Below are 22,574 nucleotides of genomic sequence, written 5' to 3' on the forward strand. Positions count from 1 at the left end.
ACCTTCTATTTTTAAAACTCTTAAACCCGGCGCAGTTCAGCGAATTTAGACGGACGCCACATCCAAATGCTTGTATGCATTCGGGATAACGTTGTCTTCAAGTAAAATCTTGTACGTAAGGCCATCGACAAAAGCAGTCCAGCAGGCCTCAATGATGTTACTCGAAACGCCGACCATGTTCCAGTAGCCGTGTTCATCGCCAAACGTCGTCCACACACGAACCGTAGCATCGGATGCCACATTGGAACCGAGCACGCGAACCTTGAAGTCGTCCAGACGCACACTTCCCATGCACGGGAAGAACGGCAAAAGCGCCTTGCGGAGTGCGGCATCGAGTGCGTTCACCGGGCCATCGCCTTCGCTCACCTGATGGCTAATCTGGTCGCCCACCTGGAGCTTGACCGTAGCCTGCGACACAGAAACGCCCTGCGGAGTCTTATCTTCGATCACGCGGTAGTTGAGCACCTTGAACGGTTCCTTGACCATTCCCAAATGGCGATACACGAGCAACTTGAAGCTTGCTTCGGCACTGTCAAAATGCCAGCCAGCGTTTTCGCGTTCCTTGATTTCTTTGAGGAGGCTTGCAACCAACGGATCCTTCTTGTCGATACCCGGTTTGATGGCCTTGAGCTTTTCGACAACGAGAGATCCACCCGCCTGGTCGCTCGTCACGAACACGCGGTCGTTGCCCACGGTATGCGGGTCGATATGTTCAAAGCTGCGGCTAACCTTCATGACGCCATCGATGTGGGCACCACCCTTATGGGCAAAGGCAGCATCACCCACATACGGAGCATGCACGTCACTCGGCAAGTTCACAATCTGGTCGATATTGCTGCTCAGCTGGCGCAAGTGCGAGAGCTTCTTTGCGGCAGTAAAATCGCAGTCCATCTTGAACTTCAAATCGGCGGCAATCGTCGTGAGGTTTGCGTTACCGCAGCGTTCGCCGTAGCCATTCACCACGCCCTGCACCATCACGCAGCCCGCCTTCACAGCGTAAATCGAGTTTGCCACGGCAAGGCCACTGTCGTTATGCACATGGATGCCAAGCGGCGTCGAAATACGCTTTTGCACTTCCGCAATAATCTGTTCAATCTCCCAGGGCATCGTTCCGCCGTTCGTATCGCAAAGCACGATGCAATCGGCATGGCCAAGTTCGGCCGCCTTGAGCGTTTCGAGCGCATATTCCGGATTCGCCTTGTAGCCATCGAAAAAATGTTCCGCATCGTAAATCACCTCTTCGGAATGTTCCTTGAGGTATGCGACAGAAGACTCGATCATGTCGAGGTTTTCTTCGAGAGTCGTGCGGATAACGTCCGTCACATGCAAATCCCAGCTCTTACCAAAAATCGTCTTGACCGGAGCTTCGGACTTGATGAGCGCCTGCAAAAGCGGGTCGTTCTCGGGCAAAATTCCCGGACGACGCGTAGAACCAAATGCGGCAATCTTCGCGTGCTTGAGCTTTACATCTTTAATAAGCTTAAAAAATTCTTCGTCAGTCGGATTACTCGGGTTCGGCCAACCGCCCTCGATATAATCAAATCCAAAATGGTCCAAAATTCGTGCAATCTGCACCTTGTCGGCTAGAGAGAGACTTATTTTACGGTCTTGGTTACCGTCACGGAGAGTTGTATCGTATAAAAGGACTTTTTTAGAAGAATTCATGATTGTAAAGATAGAAAAAAAGAGTAGACAGTAGGAAGTAGACGGTAGGAAGTTGTTAGGTGGGGGAAGTCTCCCCCTGATTTCTGTTTCGTCAGGCTAATGACATAGAAAAGGTTGGTGAGCCTGCCGAACCATCCATCACCCTCTCTAGCGGGCTTCAGACGCCAGCCCGCAACGCCCGGCTTATCGCAGTAATCGCTATTCCTTGTCGTCAAAGGCTTCGGCGTCTTCGGGTTCTTCGACGGTCCATTCGCGGATGTGCTTAGCAAGTTCAGTTGCTCCAGCGCGTTCCACCTCATCCGAAATCGCATTCAGCTCAGACGCTTCAAGGCCCGGCAAATCGCGTTCGTAATGATTCACGTAGCTTTCGAGCAATTCGAACTTCTTGAGATTTGCAAGGAGCATCATCAAGCTCGTGTCGCACTTGCCGCTATCGCGGTACTTGATGTGATCGAATAAAAGCTTATCGACGCCAGCATCGTCCTTGAGCATGCAGAGTCTCGAAAGGTTCATGACCTTCGGATAGCATTCGTACAAACGCGTGGCGTACTTGAGGCAATCCGTCTTGCGGCCTTCGCGGTCAGCAATGGCTGCCTGCAAATCGAGGAACGCCTCTTCGTCTTCGGCACCCGGATCTTTCACGTCACCGAGCCACTGCTTTGCCATAGAAATGTTGCCTGCGACAAAGTAAGAGTTTGCAATGTCGATGAGCGTTGCATTGCTCTTGTCCGGATCCTTGTAAAGCGAAGCCTTCGCAAAGTTTTCAGTATCCTTGATGGCATCGGCCATATCGCAAATGGCATCGAGAACGTCTTCACGATTTTCAAGTTCCGTCGCATCAATCACGCCCAGGAGTTCTTCAATCAAAGCCTTTGCGCGTTCAACCGGCATCACATCTTCAATCGAGAGGAACACGACTTCGCGACCTTCCCCGCCCACGTGGCGCACCGCCAAATCGTGAATCAAGTCCGCAATGTAATCCTTGTCGTCATAAGTCTTCGCGACTTCGATAAAGAACGTTCCGGCATCGTAGAACAAGTCGTTCCACGTATCCATTTCTTCGTCGTCAGCCTTGAACGCCAAGAAGTCGCAGCGAAGCGTCCAAGCCAAAAGTTCAAGCTGGAGCTTCGCATCCTTGATTTTTTCAATATCGTCAAGACCGTTCGCAATCGCCTCGTACAGTTCGTCCGGGCGGTGCAACAAACGGCTTTGTCCGTTCACAATTTCGCAAAGAGTCTTGCGAAGACGGTCTTCTTTACCACGAAAAGCCGCCTCGGCAGAAGGCGACTTCCAAAATTTTTTCTTTTTAGCCATGTTCTAAATGTAGAAATTACTCAAGCCAAGCAAAGACAGGATAGCCGCCAAACGCAGCCGAACCCGCTTTCCAGACATTTCCAGAACCATTCAGTGTCGCAATAAACGTAGCTGCCTTCATATCTTCGGTAGAAAGGCCACTCGGAACATTTACCAGCATGTGATCGGCAATTTCAAGGCAACCTGCACCAACCGTTTTGTCAAAATAAGCATCTTTGATGTCTTCCGTTGCAGAAACTCTACCAATAACAGCTCCAGAATAATTTTCATTAGGAATTTTACCCGCGTTATAACTAGAACTCAACTTGGAATCACTACCGTCAACAATCCCAACAATGCCACCCATTGTTTTTCCATAGACGCTACCCGCAACCTCGCCAATATTGAACATATTTGTAGCGGTCGAATATTTCAAGCTGCCAACAACGCCACCAGCGGCCATAGCCTTCTTTGCAGTAACCGTAGCAACATTGAAGATTTCATTCAAGACGGACTTGTTAGAAGCGACAGCAACAACACCGCCGACATTGCTCATCTTATTATCATCTGCGGTTACAGTGCCGTAGTTTCCAGATTTTTCCAATTTGCTGCCAGAAAGCGAGGCGATAACACCGCCAACATCTTTCGATCCAACGACAGCGCCATGGTTGAATGCAGAACTAATCACGCCTTCGCTGCTCACACTTGCAAAAGAACCAACAACACCGCCAACGGTAGATGTTCCCGTTACGCTAGAATTATTCGAAGCATCCGTAATCGAGCCATCCTGAGCAAAGCCCACAAGACCACCAACAATACTTGAGCCTTGAACGGTTCCTGCGCCAGAAACGCCAACAATCTTAGTATGGGCTGCAGCACCGACAAGCCCTCCGACGCGGTCAGCTCCAGAAATTTCAACATTTTCAAACGTACAATTTTCAATCGTTGTCGAATCTACTTTACCAGCAACGGAACCCGCATAGGCTCCCACGCTCATATAGACATTCTTTAAAACAACATTGCTGATATGCGCACCAAGAGTATAGCCGAACAAGCCACTATAGCTTGCCGTATCAGAGATGCTCAAGCCTGTAATTGTCTTGGAACCACCATCAAAGGAGCCGCTAAAGGGACGTTTAGAAAGACCTTCAAGATTCTTGCCCCAAAGGCCAATCGGTTTCCAGGCTTTTTTAAGAACGATATCCGCCGTCTGCTTAAAGAACTTGTCCCTAAAGCTCATCGAAGAATCATCCACATAGAATGAAAGATTCGAAAGGTCTTCTTCGCTTGCAATCTGGTAAGGATTTTCAGCCGTGCCTTCGCCATTCCAAACTTTAGAAAAGTCTCTCGTGATGGGACTCAGCAAGCTATCGGGAATATTTGGAGGAATAGAATCTTTGGGCTGATCCTGTGGATTATCGTCACCAGGAGGTGGTGTAATGTGCATACAGTCACCGCCACAGGCATAGAAAAACATTGGCAAAGTAGCCACTGATAAAATTTTTGCAAAGCGCATATCCAACCTCTAGTGAAAATTCCACAACTCCTTACTTTAAATTAAATAAAAAAAGACCGGAACGTACGTCCGGTTCCAGTCTTTTTTTTCAATTTTTTTGAAGGAGGGCTGTAGACCCAAAGCAAGGCGTTACTTGCCGTGGTGTTCGGCATGGTGTTCGCAGCCGCAACCGCCATTGCCATCGCAGTTTTCCTTGTGACCGCCGCATTCGCATTCATGGTCTTCGCCATCGTGACCACCACAGCAGCAGTGGTGTTCGAACGGCTTGAGGTCTTCTTCGGAAGCTTCACGGACAGAGACAACTTCAATCGCAAAGTTGAGGTTCTTGCCTGCAAGTTCGTGGTTGGCATCGATGACAGCAGTCTTTTCGCCAACAGACTTGATGCGAATCGGCATCGGGCCATTCGGAGTCTGGGCATAGAACATCATGCCAGCTTCAACATGATCGACACCCTGGAAAACGTTCAGCGGAACTTCCTGAGTCATGCGTTCATCGTATTCGCCGTAACCTTCGGCCGGGATGACGACAACGTCAAACTTGTCGCCCACGTCGTGACCGACCATGGCCTTTTCGAGGCCCGGAACGATCATGTGCATGCCCTGGATGTACTGAAGCGGTTCGCGACCTGCGGAGGAATCGACGACAGCACCTTCGTCAGACTTGAGGGTGTAATGCATCTGGACGACTGTTTTTTCTGCAATTTTCATAAATATCCTTTAGAATCGCGAGCGCACCCGCGGTTGAATCTTGAAGCCCAAATGTAGAAAAATTAGTAGGCAGTAGGAAGTAGGCAGTAGACAGACTAACCACTCACCTGGCTTTCGCGGTATTCGCCGCCAAAGGCGTGTCCGCTCACCGAAAGAATCGGCGGGAACTGGATGCGCTTTGCCAAGGCAAGTCCCTTGAATCTACGGTACCAGAACCGCATGTCCTCAAGAGCGGCTTCGACCGACGGGAGATGAGCCTTGAAGTAGGCGGCATCCACACCAAGCGTTTCGCAGAGAGTCCCTTCCATCGCAAGCCTTTCGGTATGCGCAAGGCTTACACCCTTCTCGACCCACATCGCAAAGAGCTTGTCGTGGTACGGGTAAAGAATCGGGTCGCCCTTACCTTCATCGACATTCATCGCTTCAGATAGTTCCGCACTCGCCGGAATATCGATCGACGCCTTCGGGATGATTTCGGAATCTCGATTGATGTAACGGGCAAGCGCATAGACCTGCGTTTTCCACAAGTCGCCAAGTGCGCACATCACACCGCAAGTGTCGCCGTACAAAGTGCAGTAGCCGACCATCGCTTCGCTCTTGTTGCCATTGCAAGTCACGCCAGCGCCCACCACGGATGCCACCGTCGAAAGGATCGAAGCCGAGCGCGTCCTCGCCTGCAAGTTCTCGTGGTTGATCCCTGCAATTTTCATCACAGTGTCGTTGCGGACAAAGGAGCAACGTTCAAGCGTATGGCAGACAGATTCAATAATGTCAGAAATCGGGGCGACCATGTACGGCGTTCCGAGGTTCTCGGCCAAGTCACGAGCCGCATTCTTCGTCGTATCCGAATTGAAGCGCGTCGGCATGTTCACGAGATACACATTCTGCGGTCCAATCGCTTCGGCATAAAGTGCTGCAGATACAGCGCTATCGATACCGCCACTTGCGCCAATGACCATGCGCGAGATATGGAACATCTTCAAGTTCTCTCGGATCATGAAAACGAGCGCATCGTGAATCTCGGCGATTTCACTCGTGTACGGCTTTGATGATTCCGCATAAACTTGCACATTGCCATCGACAAATTCAACGACCGCCTCGGCCTCGCTAAAGAGAGGCATTTCAAAGACGATTCTTCCATCGCAGTCAAACACACGGCTGCCGCCAGCAAGCGCATAGATGTTCTTACCAGTATTGTCAGTCCCGACACCGTTCAGGCAAATGACCGGCATAGCGCAGTCCTTCGCCAAGTGCGACAGTTCCTTGTTTTCGGCTTCACGACGACCGATCACATAAAAGTCGCTGCCATGGGTCACATGAGCCACGTTCAAAAGCGGCGTATCGTCAAGCACGTCACCGCACAAGAAGAACGGCATGTTGCCCGCATACTTGCGGATCTCGGCCCAGTCTACAGGGAGAGCCTTATTCGAAGGCCCCGTCAAAGCATTTCGTGGAAACACAACGCAATCTACATCGGCAGCCTTAGCGCGGTCAAAAGCGGCCTTCATCGTTTGCATATTCGCCGAGACATTGCCCGGCAAAATTTTCATCTGTACCACATAAAGTTTCATTTTAATATCCTCTGCACTAGAAAATAAAAAAATGCACCGCCCATGAGCGATGCAATTTTTTAAACGCGCGTCCTAAACCCTACTCGTACTGCGGAGCATCGAAAGAGGTCGGGATCTTTGGCGTATCCGTGCCATTATGGATAAACGAGAAGCCACTGATCTTGCCGGTTTCACGATCGACAGGCCCCGTCTGGAGCTGGCCATGAACACTTGTGCATTTTTCAGGATGCAAGCAACCGCTGTTACGCAATATCATATGGTAGCCATAAATATCCCAGAAGCCCGCCTTGGCCTCGACATTCTTGTTACCTTCAAAAGCGGCTAAGTCAAATGTACCATCAGCATTTAAGGTGAATTCCCAATCTATACCATCTTTCGATGCCTGCCATTCACCCACAAAATCGCTTGCCTTTTCGTATTCATATTCGCTGGATTCGGCATTGCAGCTCATAGCCGCGCCATCCGACGGAGCAATCGAGTTATCCGTTCCCACAGAATAAGTATACATGGAGTAAGCGGACTTGCTAAAATAATCCGGGCGCATCAAGAGCGTACTGCGCTGGATATCATAGTGCCCAGCAACCCAGTATGCAAGTTTTTTGCCAGCAGAGACATCAACGATAAACGAATTGTCAAAGAACGTGAACGTCCTTGTCGTATCGCCATCGGAGCATTCGAAAATTTTGTTCTGAATGTCAGCAGCCTTGGAAACCTTGCCCTTCTGAACGGCAACGCTAGCCTTTACAGCTTCGCTATATTCCTTCGAGCCGCCGACAGCGTACTTGACCGTACCATCCTCATCGACAATGAACGAAATATCGAAACCATCCTTGAGTTTTCCCAAGATCTTTTTTGTAGCGTCTGTTTCAGAATATTGCTTGCCTGTATTGTCATCGTTAAACGACACAATGCCATTTGCAAAATCCGTATAGGTCACCACCCACAGTTCATCCGGGATGCGCAAAGCCACAAAGCCCTGCTTGCTACCGGTCGAAAGGTAGACGGTCTGATCGAACAGCTTGAGTTCATAGTTCTTTTCGAGGTCCGCAAGCTTTGCCGTACGGGTTCCTTTAGGAACTTCAACTGAAGACGAAGACTTCGGCGCATCAGCACTAGAAGAGGACTTCGCGTCATTCTTTACAGAAGAGGAAGAGTTTTTATCATCCTTAGCGGAGCTTGAAGAACTCTTTTTGTCCTTGGAGTCAGAAGACTTCTTTTGATTGTCCTTGGAATCAGAGGACTTCTTGTCGCCGGATTTCGAGGAAGAGGACTTTGCGTCGCATTCATCGGAATCGCAATCATCTTCTTCGGAAGAAGATGACGAAATTTCTTTATCGTTGTTGGGTGAAACCGGATCATCCTCATTGCAAGCTGCAAAAAGGAATGCGGAGGCGACCAAAAGGGCAAGCAATTTTTTCTTATTCATGCTTAGTAATATAATTTATTTAGTCCAATTTAGACCAATAAAAGTTTACAATTTACACTCGTAAAAAGTCCCCAAACGCCAAATTTTTGAGGAAATGTATTATATAGACCTGGAAAATGCAAAAACAAGAAACAAGTTGATAGTTACTAGTTATTAGTTAATAGAATATCTTAATAAGAAATTCTCTAGTAACTAGTAACTCAGAACTCTTAACTCAGAAAGGGCAGCCCGGATGGTAGTCGAGGTCATGTTCGGCATCTTCGATAGACGGGGCGGCATCGTACAAAAATCCAGCCAAAGCCTGCTCGGCAGACACGCGCTTGCCTCCAATCCAGTTTTTCAGGACAGCAAGGCGCTTCGAAATCCACCACGGGAGAGGAAACATCAGGTGGTGCATCCCGGCATCCGTCAATACGTGCTTCGCCATCTCCGCCATCGTCATGACCGTCGAGCCCGCAAGGGCGTAAGTCTTCCCCACCGCACATGGCATAAGCCCTGCCACGGCAATTCCCTTGACCAAATCCACACTGCGAACCGGGCGTTTCAAGCACTTGCCGCCACCCGGCATAAAATAGACCGGGAAACGCTTCACGTAATCGCGGAACATGTTGAACTCGACACCGCCCCCATCGCCAATCACAAGCGTCGGGCGCACAATCGTCCAGTCAAGTCCGGAGGCATGCACCAAAGCCTCGCCCTTCTTTTTGCTTTCGCCATACGGCGTGAGTATCGGGTACGTCACCGAGATGCTTGAAACATAGAGGAAACGGCGAACGCCTGCAAGCTTGCTTACTTCGAGCACATTTCGTGTGCCGTCCGTATTCACGTGTTCAAAAGCACCGCGTTTTGTCGATAAAAGAATTGCCGCCAAGTGATAGACGACATCGACGTTCTCGAACGCCCCCCGGATAGAATCAAAATCAGTCACATCGCCATAACGGACGTCCACCTCGCTCGGTAAGGACTTCGCCAAAGAATCGCCCGGAAGCGTCAAGACGCGGACACACACTCCCCGTGCTATTAGTTCCCGGCACAACGCCTTCCCTACGACGCCGGCGCCACCCGTTAAAAGAGCAATCATGCTAGGCTTCCAGCATATAACGGATATCTTGAACGCGCCTTGCGAGGGACGCATCCGTTTCCATCTGCTTTTTGAGGGAATTTATGGCGGCGATTACAGTGGCATAGTCCCTGCAGAACATCGCACCGATATTCTGGAGCGAATCGGTCGTGAGTTCGCGGCAAAGGAACATCGCCACCTTGCGGGGCATAGAAATCGCGGCAGACTGGCGCTTGGACGAAAGTTCACAGACTTCGACACGGTAATCCAGCGCAACTGCTTCAATAATATTCTTGGCCGTGAGTTCCACATGGCCGCCGTGTTCCGACGGAGCCACGAGGCGCTTCACGCCATTCAAGTTCAAATCAGCCTTGCAGAACATGTTCATCGCGCCGAGGAAATTCAGGAGACCTTCAATCAGGCGAACGTTCTTACGCGGCTGCATCGAAAGGTAACGGCAAATTTCTTCACGGTCAGCCTTTGCAAACGGCAAGTCCTCGGACTTCTTGCTGATCAAGTTCATGCGGGTTGCAAGGTCCGGTTCGTCAATGCCCACAGCCACACAGGAGGCCAGCGGAGCAAGGAGCTTCTTGGAAATGCTCGGGATCGAAGACCTCGAAGAACCGCGGGATTCATTATCCGTATCGACCACCCTAAACAGGTTCGGATGGCGGTCGCAAGAAATCACGACCTGCTTGCCTTCGGCGCGCAAATGCTTAATCAGGATAGCAAGGCGGTCCTGCGTCCAGAGGCCCTTTTCCAAGAGCTGCACATCGTCGAGCAAAAGCACATCGCAAAGCTCATAGCGTTCACGGAACTTTTCAGCAAGTTCGCGCACATTGCCCGTTTTGTTGTGGAGAGCCGACGCCATAGCCGTCGCATCACGCAAAAAGTCATAAGCATGGCAATAGACAATGGATGCTTCAGGGCGGCTCTTCTGGATTTTAGCGGCAATGGACTGCAACAAGTGCGTCTTGCCAAGACCGCTCTCGCCATAGACAAAAAGCGGATTCAAAGCCGGGTCGCCCGGATTTTCAGCAACCGCCTGGCAGGCGCGGAAAGCCGTGGAATTGCACTCCCCTTCAACAAAGTTTTCAAAAGTGTAGCGGGCATAAAGAGCCAACGGCTGCTTCGGGCGCTTGACTTCGGCCTTCTTCTTCTCGGGACGCGGAATAACAGGCATCGTGAGCTTGATTTCGGGAATCGGGTCCGAAGGAGCAATTTGACGGATGCGGTAATCGACAAATTCACTACCAAATACAGCCGTAAAGGACTTGCGCAGCAAATCGCCATAGTGGGAATTCACCCAGTTCTCGCGAAGCTCGTCGGGAACAGTGAGCAAGGCATAGCCATTGCACATTCCCTCATAACCAAGAGCGTCGAGAATGACGGCACCAAAAAAGTCCTTACATTCCGAACGCACACGGTCGAGCACCTGTTGCCAGGGCGACGACGCAATATCCAACAAAGAAACAGTATTATCCACGATCTAAAAAACCAGTCAAGAGTATAAAAGAGCAAGCAAAAAATAAGAAAGGATATTTGAAGAAAAAGCACCCCAATAGAAAAAAAATATAAATGTCCATTTTTGGCTCAAAAAAGGCAGAAATCGTGAAAAAATATTTTTTGTCAATATTTTTCCAATTTACACCACCCTTACGAACGCATGTGTAACAAAACTATCACTTATCATCAGCACAAGTTATCAACAGGTATTTTTTCAAACATCCCTTGACAAGATTTTTCTTACATTAAACATACAAAATCTCACACAAATGGCGAAATTCGCTCAAAAACGCCATTTTTTTGTCATAAGAAAAATGTAACTTGATGAAAATCAACAAGTTACATGCGGTGATTAGTTATTGAATTTTGGTTATTAGTCAATAGTCATTAGTCAGTAGTTTTTTTGCTAATGACCTAATTAATTCTAGACGTTTTGCGACTCGTTGCTTGGAGTGGACTGAGACTCAGCCTTATTCTCACCAAGCTTTTCTTGCAGATGGTCGATCCGGTTTTCGAGCAACTTTTCGATTTCTGGGAGCAAGCGGTCCTTCACGCGATCGAGATACAAGCACTGCAGCTGGATCATGCGGTTGCGATGGCGACCAGCAAATTCCTGAATCCAGTGGCTCACGGCCTGCTGGCGGTCCTGAATCTTGTCGTGCAACGAACGCTGGATGAATGTCCTCTGGACTTCCATATAGCGCTGCATGTTGAACGGCATGCGGTAAGTACGAATAAACTGCTTTAGCAATACCAGCAAGCAAAGATGATCATTGCACTGATGATCGTGAATGAACTGCTGCAACTCTTCAAGATGTTTCTGGAAGAATGGCACAATCGCTTTATCATCAATCTGATAAAGTTCAAGTTCATCCTGTTCTTTAGTCGCTTTATCGACAGCCATGTTCCAAATCTATTTTTTTACCGAATCTTATGCTTTTGCCCGCTTCACAAGGAAGCTGAATTTGGCGTTTTTTTCGTTATTTAAGGTACTTTTTCCCAGAAAAACGCGTCCTTCCGTTCCCGGATTCAACCGATCCGCAGCGGCGCCGCGGAAATCTAGCATTTCCTCGACTTCGCACTTCTGCATGCCATCAGGAGTCATCAGCTCCAAGGAATCGTCCATGGAAAACGGATTTTTCACGTTCACGAGGCAGGCTCCCGTTGTTTCATCGAAATCCTTAATCTGGGCAGCAACGCAGCCACCAGCGGCATCCACATGCGTCGCTTCATAGTTCTGCGGCAACGGTCCGCGCAAGAATCCCGGCATAAAACCTCGCCCATCGACAAACGTAATCGCACGGCGGCTTTCTTCGGGTACGGGATTTCCTTCTGCCACGGCGTCAATCGCCATGCGGTATGCGCGCACGACCTGGCTCAAGTAGTACACCGAACGCGTACGGCCTTCAATCTTGAAGGAATCGAGTCCGCCAGCTACGAGTTCCGGAATCACGTCCAAGGCGCAAAGGTCTCGGCTACTCATAAAGTACGTGCCCCACGTATCTTCGTCGAGCGCAATCGGGTCAAGTTCCGGGCGGTCGGTGCGCTGGAGCGCAAAAGAGCCTTCATGTTCACGATAGTCCTCGACCTGCGGACCGGAGTTCGCATACAAGCGATAAGGCATACGGCAGCTGTTGTCGCAGGCGCCCTGGTTTGCATCGCGGTGCGTCACCCAGTTCGAAAGCATGCAGCGACCGGACATGGCCATACAAACTGCACCATGGACGAACACTTCAAGTTCAAGGTCCGGGACCTGTTTCTTTATCTCCAAAACTTCAGACAAGCGAAGTTCTCGGCTCAAGATGATACGGCGTACACCCAAGTTCTTCCAGAACGAGGCTGCAAGATAGTTTGTCGTATTCGCCTGCACGGACAGGTGAACTTCCGTTTCCGGGTGTTCCTTCAAAAGCCAGCCCACAAAGCCCGGATCCGCAACAATCAAGGCGTCTGGCTTGAGTTCAAGCGCCGCATTCAAAGCTCTCTGGAACGATTCGACCTTCACGTTACGCGGAATCACGTTACTCGTGAGGTAAAACTTCTTGCCATGTTCATGCGCATACGCAATGCCTTCGGCAAGGTCATCGAGGTTCTTGAATCCGTTTTCGCGAGCGCGCAGCGAGAACGCCGGCTGCCCAGCATAGACAGCATCAGCCCCGTAGGCAAATGCATACTTCATTCGTACAAGGTCACCCGCAGGTGCTAAAAGTTCAGGCTTTTTCATTTTTAGGCGTTAGGTATTAGGTTTTAGGTCTTAGAATTTAAATCCCGCGCGTATATACGCTTTTTTATCATCAATCAAAGTCAGTTCACCCAGGAACGAGAAACGCCTACCTTCGTAGCTAACCGCAGGCGTAAGCATGTACTGGAGTTTTGCTCCGCCAAGGAACTTCTTGGGGAGTTTCATATGGTTCGATCCCGGAGTCGTATCGTTCACAGCGCTACCGTAATCCGTTCCCTTCCAGAACCACGTCTGGCGAACAGAAGCAAAGATACAGCCATCCAGACGGGCAAAGACATTCCAGTCAATCGTACGGCTGTTCGGGCCGCCCTGGTTGCCTAGCGGGAATCCGAGATGCGCCACCTGTGCCGTATTTTTCTTGAAATGCGAATACACATAAGGTTCTACACGGGCGTATTCAAAAATCGTACCCGTCTCGATCTTGTGCCCCTTATAGTAAAAGTTGTGACCCGCCTGGAAACCGGCCATCCAAGCCCACTTGGCTTCAATGTTGTCGTTTCGGATGAGGCTAATCGGGGATTCCATATCGTCCAGAAAAAATTCCGTATAAAGGCGCACCGCGTTAAACAGGCGGTAGTTGAAATCAAATGAAATAGAGCCGTTATTGCTGGGTTCCGAATAATTCCCTTTTTCCATGAACAACGGGGCCGTCGGGACAAACAGCCAAGGTTTCATGTCGTCATAAAGGACCGTCAGTTCGCTGATACCGAACGTCGCATTCCCCACGGCAAGTTCATAACGGTGGCCAAACAGGTTTCGCGTATTATCCTTGTTCGACGAACTCATGCTGTTATAGATACGCAAGTCCCCATAAAAGCTCATCACGCGGAGAGGCCCAATCATCATGTCAAGACTCAGCATATTGTACGGAAGCGAGAACTGGTTCAAGGACAAGTTATTGTAGTAACCCGGCCCCCAGTGCATCACGTCACGGCCAAAGTCAAGACGCAGCCAGTCGTAGTTAAAAGCGAAATGCGTACGGTAGCGCGCATAGCTTGTATATTCCACGCCGGAATTGTTTTCCTCTCTCTGGACTTCCAGAAATTCACCATCATAGGATTTCGGACACGATATCGAACTTCCATTGCGCAAGCATCTAGCCGAGTGCCCTTCATTGTAAATGCGGGCATCCAACACGAAGTCTACGGAATCTATGTAGCCTCGCAAATAAAGACCTCCATCAATCCCCGGCCAGATCGTATCGCCCATTGATTTTTTTTCGACGCGGTAATCACGTCCCGACCAAACCTGATCGCCAAGCGATTCTCCACCTCGATAATCAATACCGCCGACAATACTTGCGGCAATGCCAAAACGAGGAATCACGGTATCAGGAGAACCAAGTCCATTCCCTAAAATGCCGGCACCGCGCTCGCTATCGTAATAAAGCAGTGCATCACTTTCCGTTTTCGTGAAGTTCTTGCGAAAAGTCGTGTCCCTGCGCGGATACGTAAAGTACTGGCGTTCATTGCCCGTCGTCTGGCGATGGTATTCAAACAGCATCGGTGCCATTTCCAGAGTTCGCAAGTTGCGGGAATGTTCAGGTTCAATGACCGGAGAGGCCGCAAAAGATCCACTTGCAGCAACAAGGAATGCGCATGATACAAAAAGGAAAGCCTTCTTCAAAATCATTTTGCAAATTTAGCATTTTCGATAGCAAGATTCGCTAAATTGCAGAAATTTGAGCCATTTCGTTCCGTATGGAACTTTTCGTTCCGATTAGACATGTGATAAAAATCTTAAACCGCATTTTGAACATTCAAATATGATCCATCAAATAATAGGTTTTAAGAAAATGTTGAATGGGAGAATTTCTATGAATAAAAAACTTCTGACAATAAGCTGCATTTCAAGCCTTTCATTAACAATGTATACAGGCTGTTCGGATTCAACTTCAGCAGCGGACTTTTACAACGCAGGTGAAGAAATCGACGCCAGCTCCAGTAGCGCAAGCGATAACCAGACAACGCCAACATTAGATAGCAGCGATTCAAGTATATCAAGCTCCAGCGAATTACCTCCTGACGATTCAACTCCAGGCAGTTCCGCAAATGTTCCTGCGAGCAGCTCGGAAGCATCCCCCGCAAGCAGCAACAGCAACGGCACAAGCAGTGCGACCATAGCCTACTCGAGCACTCCGGCCGCGCAAAGCTCTTCCAGCGCACAGCCCGAACAAGTTAACGAAAACCCAGGAGATCGCCCCGTCATCGCCTACGCTGCAAGTGGCGCCACAGTCACAAACGCAGGCAACTGCGTCACCGTTACAGGCGGTACAGTCACCATCAAGTGCGGTGGCGAATACGACTTCAGCGGCTCCTACAGCGGTAGCGACGCCCAGATTCTCGTGAACACCGCTAAGACGGACTCCTCCGTTTACCTGAACATGAAGGGCCTCACGCTGACAAACACGGCAGACGCCCCAATCTACATTCAAAAGGCAAGCAAGGCATTCGTTGTCGCCAAGAACGGCACGACCAACACGTTCACGGACGCATCTTCGAGAGCAAAGACTTACTCCTACACCAACGACGCCGGCGAAGCCAAGACCGATACGACTGGCGCATGCATTTACTCCAAGGACGACCTCACCATCAAAGGCGAAGGAACGCTTATCGTCAAGGCGAACTACAACAACGGTATCCATACCAGCAACGACTTGAAGGTGAAAAACGGCCTCATCACCGTGAACGCCAAGAACAACGGCCTCAAGGGTAAAGGCTCCGTCGAAATCAGCGGCGGTACAATCAACATCACCACAACCGAAGGAGACGGCATCAAGAGCGATACCGAAGACGCAACAGATTTGGCATCCGGCAAGGGTTCCATAGAAATCACGGGCGGCACAATCACCGTAACGTCCGCATTTGACGGCATCACGGCAGCAAACGCCGTTGTCGTCGCGAATGGCGAATCCGAAAAACCGACGATTAAGATCATAACTGGCGGCGGACATAGCTGCCTTAGTGACCCCACCACAGCCAGCAGCAGCACTGGTCGCGGCGGGTTCGGCGGCGGTGGATTCCCAGGCGGCATGGGCGGAAGCTCCTGCTCCACAACCGAAAGCATGAAGGGCATCAAGGGCGATTCGAGCATCGCCGTTAGCGGTGGCGTCATCGACATCAACAGCCGCGATGACGGTCTCCATAGTGGCGGCACCATCACACTCAGCGGCGGCACAATGACCATCGCTACAGACGACGACGGTGTTCACGCCGAAAAAGCACTCTATGTCAAGGACAACGCCAACGTGAGCGTGACCATCGCATACGAAGGCATGGAATCCCCGGACATGAACTTTGAAGGCGGCATCACGAGCGTCATCACCACAGACGACGGCTGGAATGCGGCTGGCGGCACAAGCACCACAACCGGCGGCAACACTGGTCGCGGCGGCTGGGGCGGAGCAGGCGGAGGCATGGGCGGTAGCACCGGGAATCTCAAGGTCTCTGGCGGTTACCACTACGTTTACGTGGGCACAGGCGACACGGACGGCATAGACAGCAATGGCGGCATCAGCATCACCGGCGGCGTCATCATCGTGGAATGCCGCATGAACGGTGGCATGGGCGGCATGGTCGATTCCGACGGAACAACCACCATTTCGAGCAATGCAAAGCTTCTCGGATTCGGGACGAACAATTCCGAAGAAGGTACGCAGTACAGTGTCAGTTTCAACACCAACAGCTACTACGGAACTTCGGATATCGCATTCAAGCCAAGCTTCTCGGGAAGCAAGATGGTCTCTAGCGTAGGCCAGCCGGGCGTCGTGAACAGCGTGAGCGGCATGACCAAGACCTGCTTCGGGAACAGCACCGATCGCTGCGTTTATACGAAGTAGGGAGTAGGAAGTTAGAAGTAGGAAGTAGACAGTAAAAAGCATAAAGGCGAGCACATTTGCTCGCCTTTTTCAAATTCAGAAATCGTGAATTTATTGCTGCAACTTTCTGCCTACTGTCTACTAACCACTGTCTACTAATTACATCCAGCCGCGATCAGATGTGCCAGAAATACCACGAATCTTAAGATCGAAGTCATCGCGGTTCGTCGCAGCGTTCATAGCCGTTTCGAGCGAAATCTGCTCATTCTGGTAAAGCTCCAGGAGCGCCTGGTCGAACGTCTGGCTATGGTATTGAATGTGACCTTCAGCAACAGCCTGTTCCACCATGTCAATCTTGTTCTTATCCTGGATATATTCCTTGATGGCGCCCGTATTCACGAGAATCTCGGCTGCCGGGACTCGCCCCTTGCCATCCTTCGTCGGCAAAAGGCGCAGCGAAATGATGCCAGCCAAGACTTCTGCAAGCAACAAACGCACTTCGTCATGCTGATGCGGCGGATACATCGAAAGCACACGGTGAATCGTTTCAACAGCATTCGTCGTATGGATGGTCGCAAAGACCATGTGGCCCGTATCGGCAGCCGTAAGCGCAATCTGCATCGTCTCAAGGTCACGAATTTCGCCCACGAGGAGCACATCCGGGTCCTGACGGAGAGCTGCTCGAAGCGCGTTCGCATAAGAAAGCGTATCCACGCCGATTTCACGCTGCGAGATAATCGCCACGTTATCTTTATAAAGATATTCAATCGGGTCTTCGACGGTAATGACGTTTACGGATTCCTTGTGGTTGATGTAGTCAATCATCGAGGCAAGCGTCGTCGACTTACCAGAACCCGTCGTACCCGTCACAAGCACAAGGCCACGCTTGGTCAAGGCCAAATCGCGAATGACTTCGGGCAAATGCAATTCTTCGAACGGCGGAATCACAGCCTTGATATGACGAATGACAACAGCGATCGAACCACGCTGACGGAACACGTTCACACGGAAACGCCCCATGTCGCGGGCGCCCACGGCAAAGTCACATTCCTTGTTCGCTTCAAAACGCTGCTTCTGATCGCGATTCATGATATCATCCAAGAATGAATCCATCATGGCGCTATCGATGCGCACGTCAAAAAGCCTCTGTAAAGCACCATTGATACGATAAACAGGCGGAACGCCAACTCGCAAATGCAAGTCAGACGCCTTGCGGTTTACCATTTCACGCAAGAGCTGTTCAATGCGAAGTTCAGCCATATTAGACTTCTCCAAACTTTTCGCGGCAGAGTTTCTTTACTTCTTCCAAACGAGATTGAATTTCAGCATTATCCGGATTTTTCTTGGCGAGATCCGAATAAATATCAAGAGCCTTGTCGTAGACGCCCTGTTCCATATAAATGTCCGCCAGCGTACGCGTGTTCAGACTGTCATCCAGATCAGCAGCGCCACGAGAGAGCGGAGCTTCTGCATTTTCAACAAGGCTTGCAGAAACTTCATCATCGGAATCGCCGGACATCAGGTAGTCTACGCCGTTGTTGTTCGGTTCATCGGACTCCGGCAGGGAATCGTCTTCGTCGAACAATCCCTTGAAAGCATTCGAGACTTCGGAATCGATGGAATCGAGTTCAGCAGACGGAGCAGTCTCTTCTACAGCCTGTTCTGCGACGGGAGCTGCAACAGGTTCTTCCGGCAAATCCAAATCATCGTCTTTGCCGAAAATGCTATCAAAGGATTCTTCGACGCCCTTTTCTACATTTTCCTTTACAGCGCTCTCTTCAAGTTCTGCACTTGTCGCTTCCTGGCTCAAAGATTCTTCGGCAGGAGTTTCTTCGACCGAATTTTCAGAAGGCACAGATTCCGCAGGTGCAGAATCGTCCTTGTCACCGAACATGGAAGCAAAAGCACCACCCATTTCCTGAGCAAGGCTTTCTTCTTTCGGCTGTTCTGCGACAGATTCTTCAGCAACAGGTTCTTCAGCTGGAGCATTTTCTACAGGAGCTTCATCATCGCCAAAAAGCGCATCAAAAGCACCGTCAACGTCTTCGGCAGCCGATTCTTCCGCAGCCGATTCTTCATCCTTTTTTTCAGATTCGCTAGATTCATCCAGATTCAAGACAAAATCATCTTCAGGCTTGGACAGGTCCTCTTCGTCCGAGAAATCCATATGAGAAGTCGGAACTAGACCTTCTGCCGGAGCAATATTCTCGGCAGCTTCCGTTGGCGTAAATTCAGGAGCCTTTTCAACAACATCATCGGTCGCTGTATCAGCCAAAGTACCCTGGTCCATGCTAAAGTCGGCATCGGCAGACTTTTCGAACAAGCCACCCAAAGATTCCCCAGAAGCAGGTTCTTCCAGCGGTTCCGTTTCAGGAGCCTTTTCATCAGAGGATGCTGCTACAGAACCCGTTGTTTCCGTCGAAACATCATCGTTCATGTTGAAGTCGGCATCGGCGGATTTTTCGAACAAGCTCCCAAACGAATTTTCATCGGACTCTGAAGCTACAGAAGCATGTTCTTCAGGGAGTTCATCATCACCCAAAAGCGACGAGAAAGCATCATCAACATTCGTTCCGGCATCTTCAGTCTTTGGCGCCACCTCTTCCGGTTTTTCATCTAGATTAAGATCATCCGATTCGATGGCGTCGGCTTCATCCGAGAAATCCATATGCGATGTAGGGATGCCGTTTTCAGAAGTTTCACCAGCGAGATTTTCCTTTTCTGTCGGATTTTCATCTGGCACATCCAGGCTTTCGGCAACCGGCTTCTCTTCATTTAACTCAGGGCTGGACGCAGTATCAGCCGTAGACTCTTCCGGGAGTTCATCGTCGCCAAGCAGAGAAGAGAAAGCATCGTCAACATTCGTTGATTTTTTATCTGCATCCAGCGGTTCATCCAAGCTATCAAGACTAAGTTCGCTATCGTCAAGCTTTTCTTCAGAAATTTTTTCGAGCGGTTCATCAATCAGTTCATCAGCAACGCTTTCCTGCTTGGATTCTTCTTCATCAACCTTTTCATCATCCGAGAAATGAGAGAAGAGAGATGACGTTGCCGGTTCTTCTTCGGCAACAGCCTTCTTGCCTGAATCCACAACATCGAGGTCGTCATCGCCACCCAGAATGCCAGAAATGGCAGAAGAAACTTCCGAGGAGTTCAGCACATGATCAAAATCCGGAATCTCAGAACCATCTGGATTCTTGGAAAGATCATCAGAAGCAAAATTCAGGGAATTGCGCAAAGCCTCCATTGAAGAATTGTCTTCTTCATCAGTATTCGGAAGCGATGCCGCAAGGTTTGCAAAGATATTGTCTTCACCGCTGATTTCTGCATTTTCAGCATCATCGTTCACGTCCATCGTAAACGAACTTTCGTCCATCGGTGGCGGCACGAGACTTGCCTGTTCTTCTTCTGGGAGAACATCGTATTCCTCTTTCCAGAACGGATCCAGCGGGTCCATATCGTGAACACGGCGGAAACAGGCATTGCGCTCAGCAACCTTACCAAGCTTATCGTAGGATTCACCCATTCTCTTATGAGCAGAGAGGCAGAACGGATCCTTGGCAAGCACCTTCTTATATTGCGAGATGCTCCCCGCATAATCCTGCTGACCCGCCAAGACCTTTGCACGGACCAACATTGCAGGAACATCGGAAGGTGAAGCCGCAAGAGCCGTATCGACAATTTTCAAGGCAGCTTCGTAATCACCCGAAGCACGTTCCATGTCGGCAAGCCAGGCAAGAGCCTGAGAACGCCCCTTATTCTTTTTTACAGCCTTTCTGAGAGAATCCAACGATATAGCCATCATTTCTCCAATGGAAGAAGAACAGCTTCATCCGCCAAAAGTACAGGTATACCGTCACGAACCGGATAGACACGGGAACCATCAGGTGTCGTAAGCGCTTCGGTCAGGGGTTCAGTAATAGCTTCGCCAGCTGCGTTTTTGAGAGAGCCGGCACTAATAGCATTGTTCAAAAGAGCGATGCAATCCTCGCCCGCTTGAGAAAGAGGTTGACGTGTTTCCGGGCAGCAAAGAATACTTAACAATTTAGAATCGAGCATAAGACCTTTTAAATGTGTTATTTCATCAAAAAAATAACACATTTTTACAAAAAAGGGCAAATTTTAACGAAGATATTTAAGGTTTACAAGGGCAAAATTGCCATTTTTGCCATTTCCAATAAGCAAATACACACACATTCCCAATTTATCGAGCCAGTTGATGTTGAATTCCTCGCGATAACCCGAGAAATTCGAGACCACCAAAAGCTCACGGCAACCCGTGCGGTTGCGAATGGACTCCATGTCCGAAAGCGGTCCAAGGAGATGCTTGCGGTTCTCTTCGGAGAGCTTTTCGGGTTCAGAACTCACGCAACCGAGAATTTCAATGCCCGGGATCACGTTGTAGCTATCGAACCAGTTATTGAGGGAATCTTCACGACCGCCAAGCAGAATGGAGCGGTGGCGTTTTTTCGCAAAGATACGGTAGAAATAGTTTATCCAGAATGCAACGCGGCGCCAAGCAAGGAGAACAAACGGGATAAAGAGACTGGAACAGACAGCATAGATGCACCACCCAATACTGGGATAGATTGTAGACTTGTCTCCCGGGACATAAGAAAATTGGGCAAAGTAACGGAATACCTCATACCCACCAACAGCAAGAAGGTTCAGTGGCACAAGGTACTGCAAGAACTTTTCGCCCTTGAGGCTGGATTCCGTGTATTCCCCACGGAAAATAAGAAAGACCATATTAACAATGGCGACCAAGCCAACAAGCCACCAGTCTTCAAAAGTCGTTATCACCCCGATGGATTCCTTAATGGATGTAAAAATGCATCCGTCGTTTCCCAAACCGGGCAAAAATACAAGTGCCCACACGGCAATCACGCCCAAGTCGAGGAACATCTTCCAAAACTTCGGGATGAGGCGCGAGAACATGCCCACAAAAGCGGCAAAAAGGATACCGAACGACACCAGGAAATTCGGGACAAAATAAAGGTCCTTGTGCTTTTTCACAAAGATCAGCATCGCCTTGTAGAAATCCACATACGAACCCCAACGGCGCGTACGGCAGCTCTGTCCCTTGAAATGCAAAATATTCGTGACCGGCGTGTAATAATTGTGGAGACCCATTTCCTTGGTGCGGAAACAGAGGTCCAAGTCTTCGCCGTACATGAAGAAGTCTTCGTCAAAGCCGTTCAGCTTTTCGTAGACATCGCGGCGGATGCAGAAGAACGAGCCGCTAATGGCATCGACTTCAATCATCTCGTCCGGGTCAGCGTATGTCATGTTATAGCTTGCAAGTGTCTTGCTTTTCGGAAAGAGCGAAGCAAGGCCAATTGTCTTGGAAACAGCAGAAACAATCGTCGGGAACGAACGGCGGCATGCCCACTGCAGCGTTCCGTCTTCGTTCAAGATACGGCAACCGACCGTGCCTGCATCCGGATGCTCTTCCATGAACTGGAGCATTTCGCGGAAAGCGTTCTTTGAAATGATCGTATCCGGGTTGATGAAGAACAAGTATGGCTTGGTCGCATGCTTTTCGGCAAGGTTGCAGCCTTTGCCAAAGCCCAGATTTTCCTTGGAGTCAATCCATTCCACTTCCGGGAAGAAGTTCTTGATTTCGGGAATGATCGGCTCGGTAGAACCGTTATCCAGAACGATAATCTGCGAATCGATCCCTTCGCATGCGTCACGGACGGACTTGAGGCATGCCGGAATGAAGTCGCAAGAGTTATAAGCAATGATAATGACAGAACAGGAAAGCATAGGC

At 49.8% G+C, this 22,574-nt stretch carries 16 protein-coding genes; 1 reads left to right on the forward strand and 15 read right to left on the reverse strand.

Annotated elements, in window-relative coordinates; genetic code table 11:
- Positions 1-45 precede the first annotated feature (45 nt).
- The 11 genes from cimA to B7990_RS04710 all read right to left on the reverse strand — a co-directional run bounded on the left by cimA (position 46) and on the right by B7990_RS04710 (position 14,616).
- Positions 46-1,665, reverse strand: coding sequence for a citramalate synthase (gene cimA / locus B7990_RS04660; RefSeq protein ID WP_088639834.1), 1,620 nt, complete (start codon positions 1,663-1,665; stop codon positions 46-48).
- A gap of 198 nt (positions 1,666-1,863) precedes the next feature.
- The gene (locus B7990_RS04665) at positions 1,864-2,979 is read right to left on the reverse strand and encodes a hypothetical protein (protein ID WP_088639835.1); all 1,116 of its coding nucleotides are present in this window, start codon (positions 2,977-2,979) and stop codon (positions 1,864-1,866) included.
- 16 nt (positions 2,980-2,995) lie between these two features.
- Positions 2,996-4,405 (reverse strand): hypothetical protein, encoded by a 1,410-nt coding sequence (locus B7990_RS04670; RefSeq protein ID WP_254917323.1) that lies wholly within the window; start codon positions 4,403-4,405, stop codon positions 2,996-2,998.
- A gap of 198 nt (positions 4,406-4,603) precedes the next feature.
- Positions 4,604-5,182 carry a peptidylprolyl isomerase gene (locus B7990_RS04675; protein WP_088639837.1) on the reverse strand — a complete coding sequence of 193 codons (579 nt, stop codon included), beginning with the start codon at positions 5,180-5,182 and terminating at the stop codon, positions 4,604-4,606.
- Between the two features lie 95 nt (positions 5,183-5,277).
- Positions 5,278-6,753: an NAD(+) synthase gene (nadE, locus tag B7990_RS04680; RefSeq protein WP_088639838.1), complete on the reverse strand. Its 1,476-nt coding sequence runs from the start codon at positions 6,751-6,753 to the stop codon at positions 5,278-5,280.
- 79 nt (positions 6,754-6,832) lie between these two features.
- On the reverse strand, positions 6,833-8,179 hold the full coding sequence (locus B7990_RS04685; protein ID WP_088639839.1) for a hypothetical protein: 1,347 nt from the start codon (positions 8,177-8,179) through the stop codon (positions 6,833-6,835).
- Positions 8,180-8,393: 214 nt separating this feature from the next.
- Positions 8,394-9,260 (reverse strand): NAD(P)H-binding protein, encoded by an 867-nt coding sequence (locus tag B7990_RS04690; protein WP_176407192.1) that lies wholly within the window; start codon positions 9,258-9,260, stop codon positions 8,394-8,396.
- Position 9,261: 1 nt separating this feature from the next.
- On the reverse strand, positions 9,262-10,725 hold the full coding sequence (locus B7990_RS04695; protein WP_088639841.1) for a DnaA/Hda family protein: 1,464 nt from the start codon (positions 10,723-10,725) through the stop codon (positions 9,262-9,264).
- A 444-nt stretch (positions 10,726-11,169) separates the two neighbouring features.
- Positions 11,170-11,649, reverse strand: a complete 480-nt coding sequence (locus B7990_RS04700; RefSeq protein ID WP_088639842.1) for a hypothetical protein — start codon at positions 11,647-11,649, stop codon at positions 11,170-11,172.
- A gap of 27 nt (positions 11,650-11,676) precedes the next feature.
- Complete coding sequence (locus B7990_RS04705) at positions 11,677-12,966, reverse strand: U32 family peptidase C-terminal domain-containing protein (RefSeq protein WP_088639843.1); 1,290 nt, start codon at positions 12,964-12,966, stop codon at positions 11,677-11,679.
- Positions 12,967-12,996: 30 nt separating this feature from the next.
- Positions 12,997-14,616, reverse strand: a complete 1,620-nt coding sequence (locus tag B7990_RS04710; protein WP_088639844.1) for a hypothetical protein — start codon at positions 14,614-14,616, stop codon at positions 12,997-12,999.
- A gap of 184 nt (positions 14,617-14,800) precedes the next feature.
- On the opposite strand from B7990_RS04710, the gene B7990_RS04715 reads away from it, so the two are divergent.
- Positions 14,801-16,822: a carbohydrate-binding domain-containing protein gene (locus B7990_RS04715; RefSeq protein WP_088639845.1), complete on the forward strand. Its 2,022-nt coding sequence runs from the start codon at positions 14,801-14,803 to the stop codon at positions 16,820-16,822.
- Between the two features lie 138 nt (positions 16,823-16,960).
- Here the strand turns inward: B7990_RS04715 and B7990_RS04720 are convergent, their stop codons facing one another.
- From B7990_RS04720 to B7990_RS04735, 4 genes are all read right to left on the reverse strand, one after another.
- The gene (locus B7990_RS04720) at positions 16,961-18,061 is read right to left on the reverse strand and encodes a type IV pilus twitching motility protein PilT (RefSeq protein ID WP_088639846.1); all 1,101 of its coding nucleotides are present in this window, start codon (positions 18,059-18,061) and stop codon (positions 16,961-16,963) included.
- 1 nt (position 18,062) lies between these two features.
- Complete coding sequence (locus tag B7990_RS04725) at positions 18,063-20,606, reverse strand: tetratricopeptide repeat protein (protein WP_088639847.1); 2,544 nt, start codon at positions 20,604-20,606, stop codon at positions 18,063-18,065.
- The gene (locus B7990_RS04730; protein ID WP_173353554.1) at positions 20,603-20,860 is read right to left on the reverse strand and encodes a Trm112 family protein; all 258 of its coding nucleotides are present in this window, start codon (positions 20,858-20,860) and stop codon (positions 20,603-20,605) included. Before B7990_RS04730 ends, B7990_RS04725 begins: the two co-directional genes overlap by 4 nt.
- Before the next feature lie 63 nt (positions 20,861-20,923).
- Positions 20,924-22,570 carry a glycosyltransferase family 2 protein gene (locus B7990_RS04735; protein ID WP_088639849.1) on the reverse strand — a complete coding sequence of 549 codons (1,647 nt, stop codon included), beginning with the start codon at positions 22,568-22,570 and terminating at the stop codon, positions 20,924-20,926.
- Positions 22,571-22,574 lie beyond the last annotated feature (4 nt).

The sequence above is a fragment of the Fibrobacter sp. UWB4 genome (assembly GCF_002210345.1).
In the GTDB taxonomy this organism is placed as follows: Bacteria; Fibrobacterota; Fibrobacteria; order Fibrobacterales; family Fibrobacteraceae; genus Fibrobacter.

What these genes read in the sequence shown, in the direction of transcription:
- B7990_RS04715 (WP_088639845.1), top strand. Translation starts at nt 14,801, where the DNA reads ATGAATAAAAAACTTCTGACAATAAGCTGCATTTCAAGCCTTTCATTA.
- B7990_RS04705 (WP_088639843.1), bottom strand. Translation starts at nt 12,966, where the DNA reads ATGAAAAAGCCTGAACTTTTAGCACCTGCGGGTGACCTTGTACGAATG.
- B7990_RS04720 (WP_088639846.1), bottom strand. Translation starts at nt 18,061, where the DNA reads ATGGCTGAACTTCGCATTGAACAGCTCTTGCGTGAAATGGTAAACCGC.
- B7990_RS04690 (WP_176407192.1), bottom strand. Translation starts at nt 9,260, where the DNA reads ATGATTGCTCTTTTAACGGGTGGCGCCGGCGTCGTAGGGAAGGCGTTG.
- B7990_RS04665 (WP_088639835.1), bottom strand. Translation starts at nt 2,979, where the DNA reads ATGGCTAAAAAGAAAAAATTTTGGAAGTCGCCTTCTGCCGAGGCGGCT.
- nadE (WP_088639838.1), bottom strand. Translation starts at nt 6,753, where the DNA reads ATGAAACTTTATGTGGTACAGATGAAAATTTTGCCGGGCAATGTCTCG.
- B7990_RS04700 (WP_088639842.1), bottom strand. Translation starts at nt 11,649, where the DNA reads ATGGCTGTCGATAAAGCGACTAAAGAACAGGATGAACTTGAACTTTAT.
- B7990_RS04710 (WP_088639844.1), bottom strand. Translation starts at nt 14,616, where the DNA reads ATGATTTTGAAGAAGGCTTTCCTTTTTGTATCATGCGCATTCCTTGTT.
- B7990_RS04725 (WP_088639847.1), bottom strand. Translation starts at nt 20,606, where the DNA reads ATGATGGCTATATCGTTGGATTCTCTCAGAAAGGCTGTAAAAAAGAAT.
- B7990_RS04685 (WP_088639839.1), bottom strand. Translation starts at nt 8,179, where the DNA reads ATGAATAAGAAAAAATTGCTTGCCCTTTTGGTCGCCTCCGCATTCCTT.
- B7990_RS04675 (WP_088639837.1), bottom strand. Translation starts at nt 5,182, where the DNA reads ATGAAAATTGCAGAAAAAACAGTCGTCCAGATGCATTACACCCTCAAG.
- cimA (WP_088639834.1), bottom strand. Translation starts at nt 1,665, where the DNA reads ATGAATTCTTCTAAAAAAGTCCTTTTATACGATACAACTCTCCGTGAC.
- B7990_RS04735 (WP_088639849.1), bottom strand. Translation starts at nt 22,570, where the DNA reads ATGCTTTCCTGTTCTGTCATTATCATTGCTTATAACTCTTGCGACTTC.
- B7990_RS04730 (WP_173353554.1), bottom strand. Translation starts at nt 20,860, where the DNA reads ATGCTCGATTCTAAATTGTTAAGTATTCTTTGCTGCCCGGAAACACGT.
- B7990_RS04670 (WP_254917323.1), bottom strand. Translation starts at nt 4,405, where the DNA reads ATGCACATTACACCACCTCCTGGTGACGATAATCCACAGGATCAGCCC.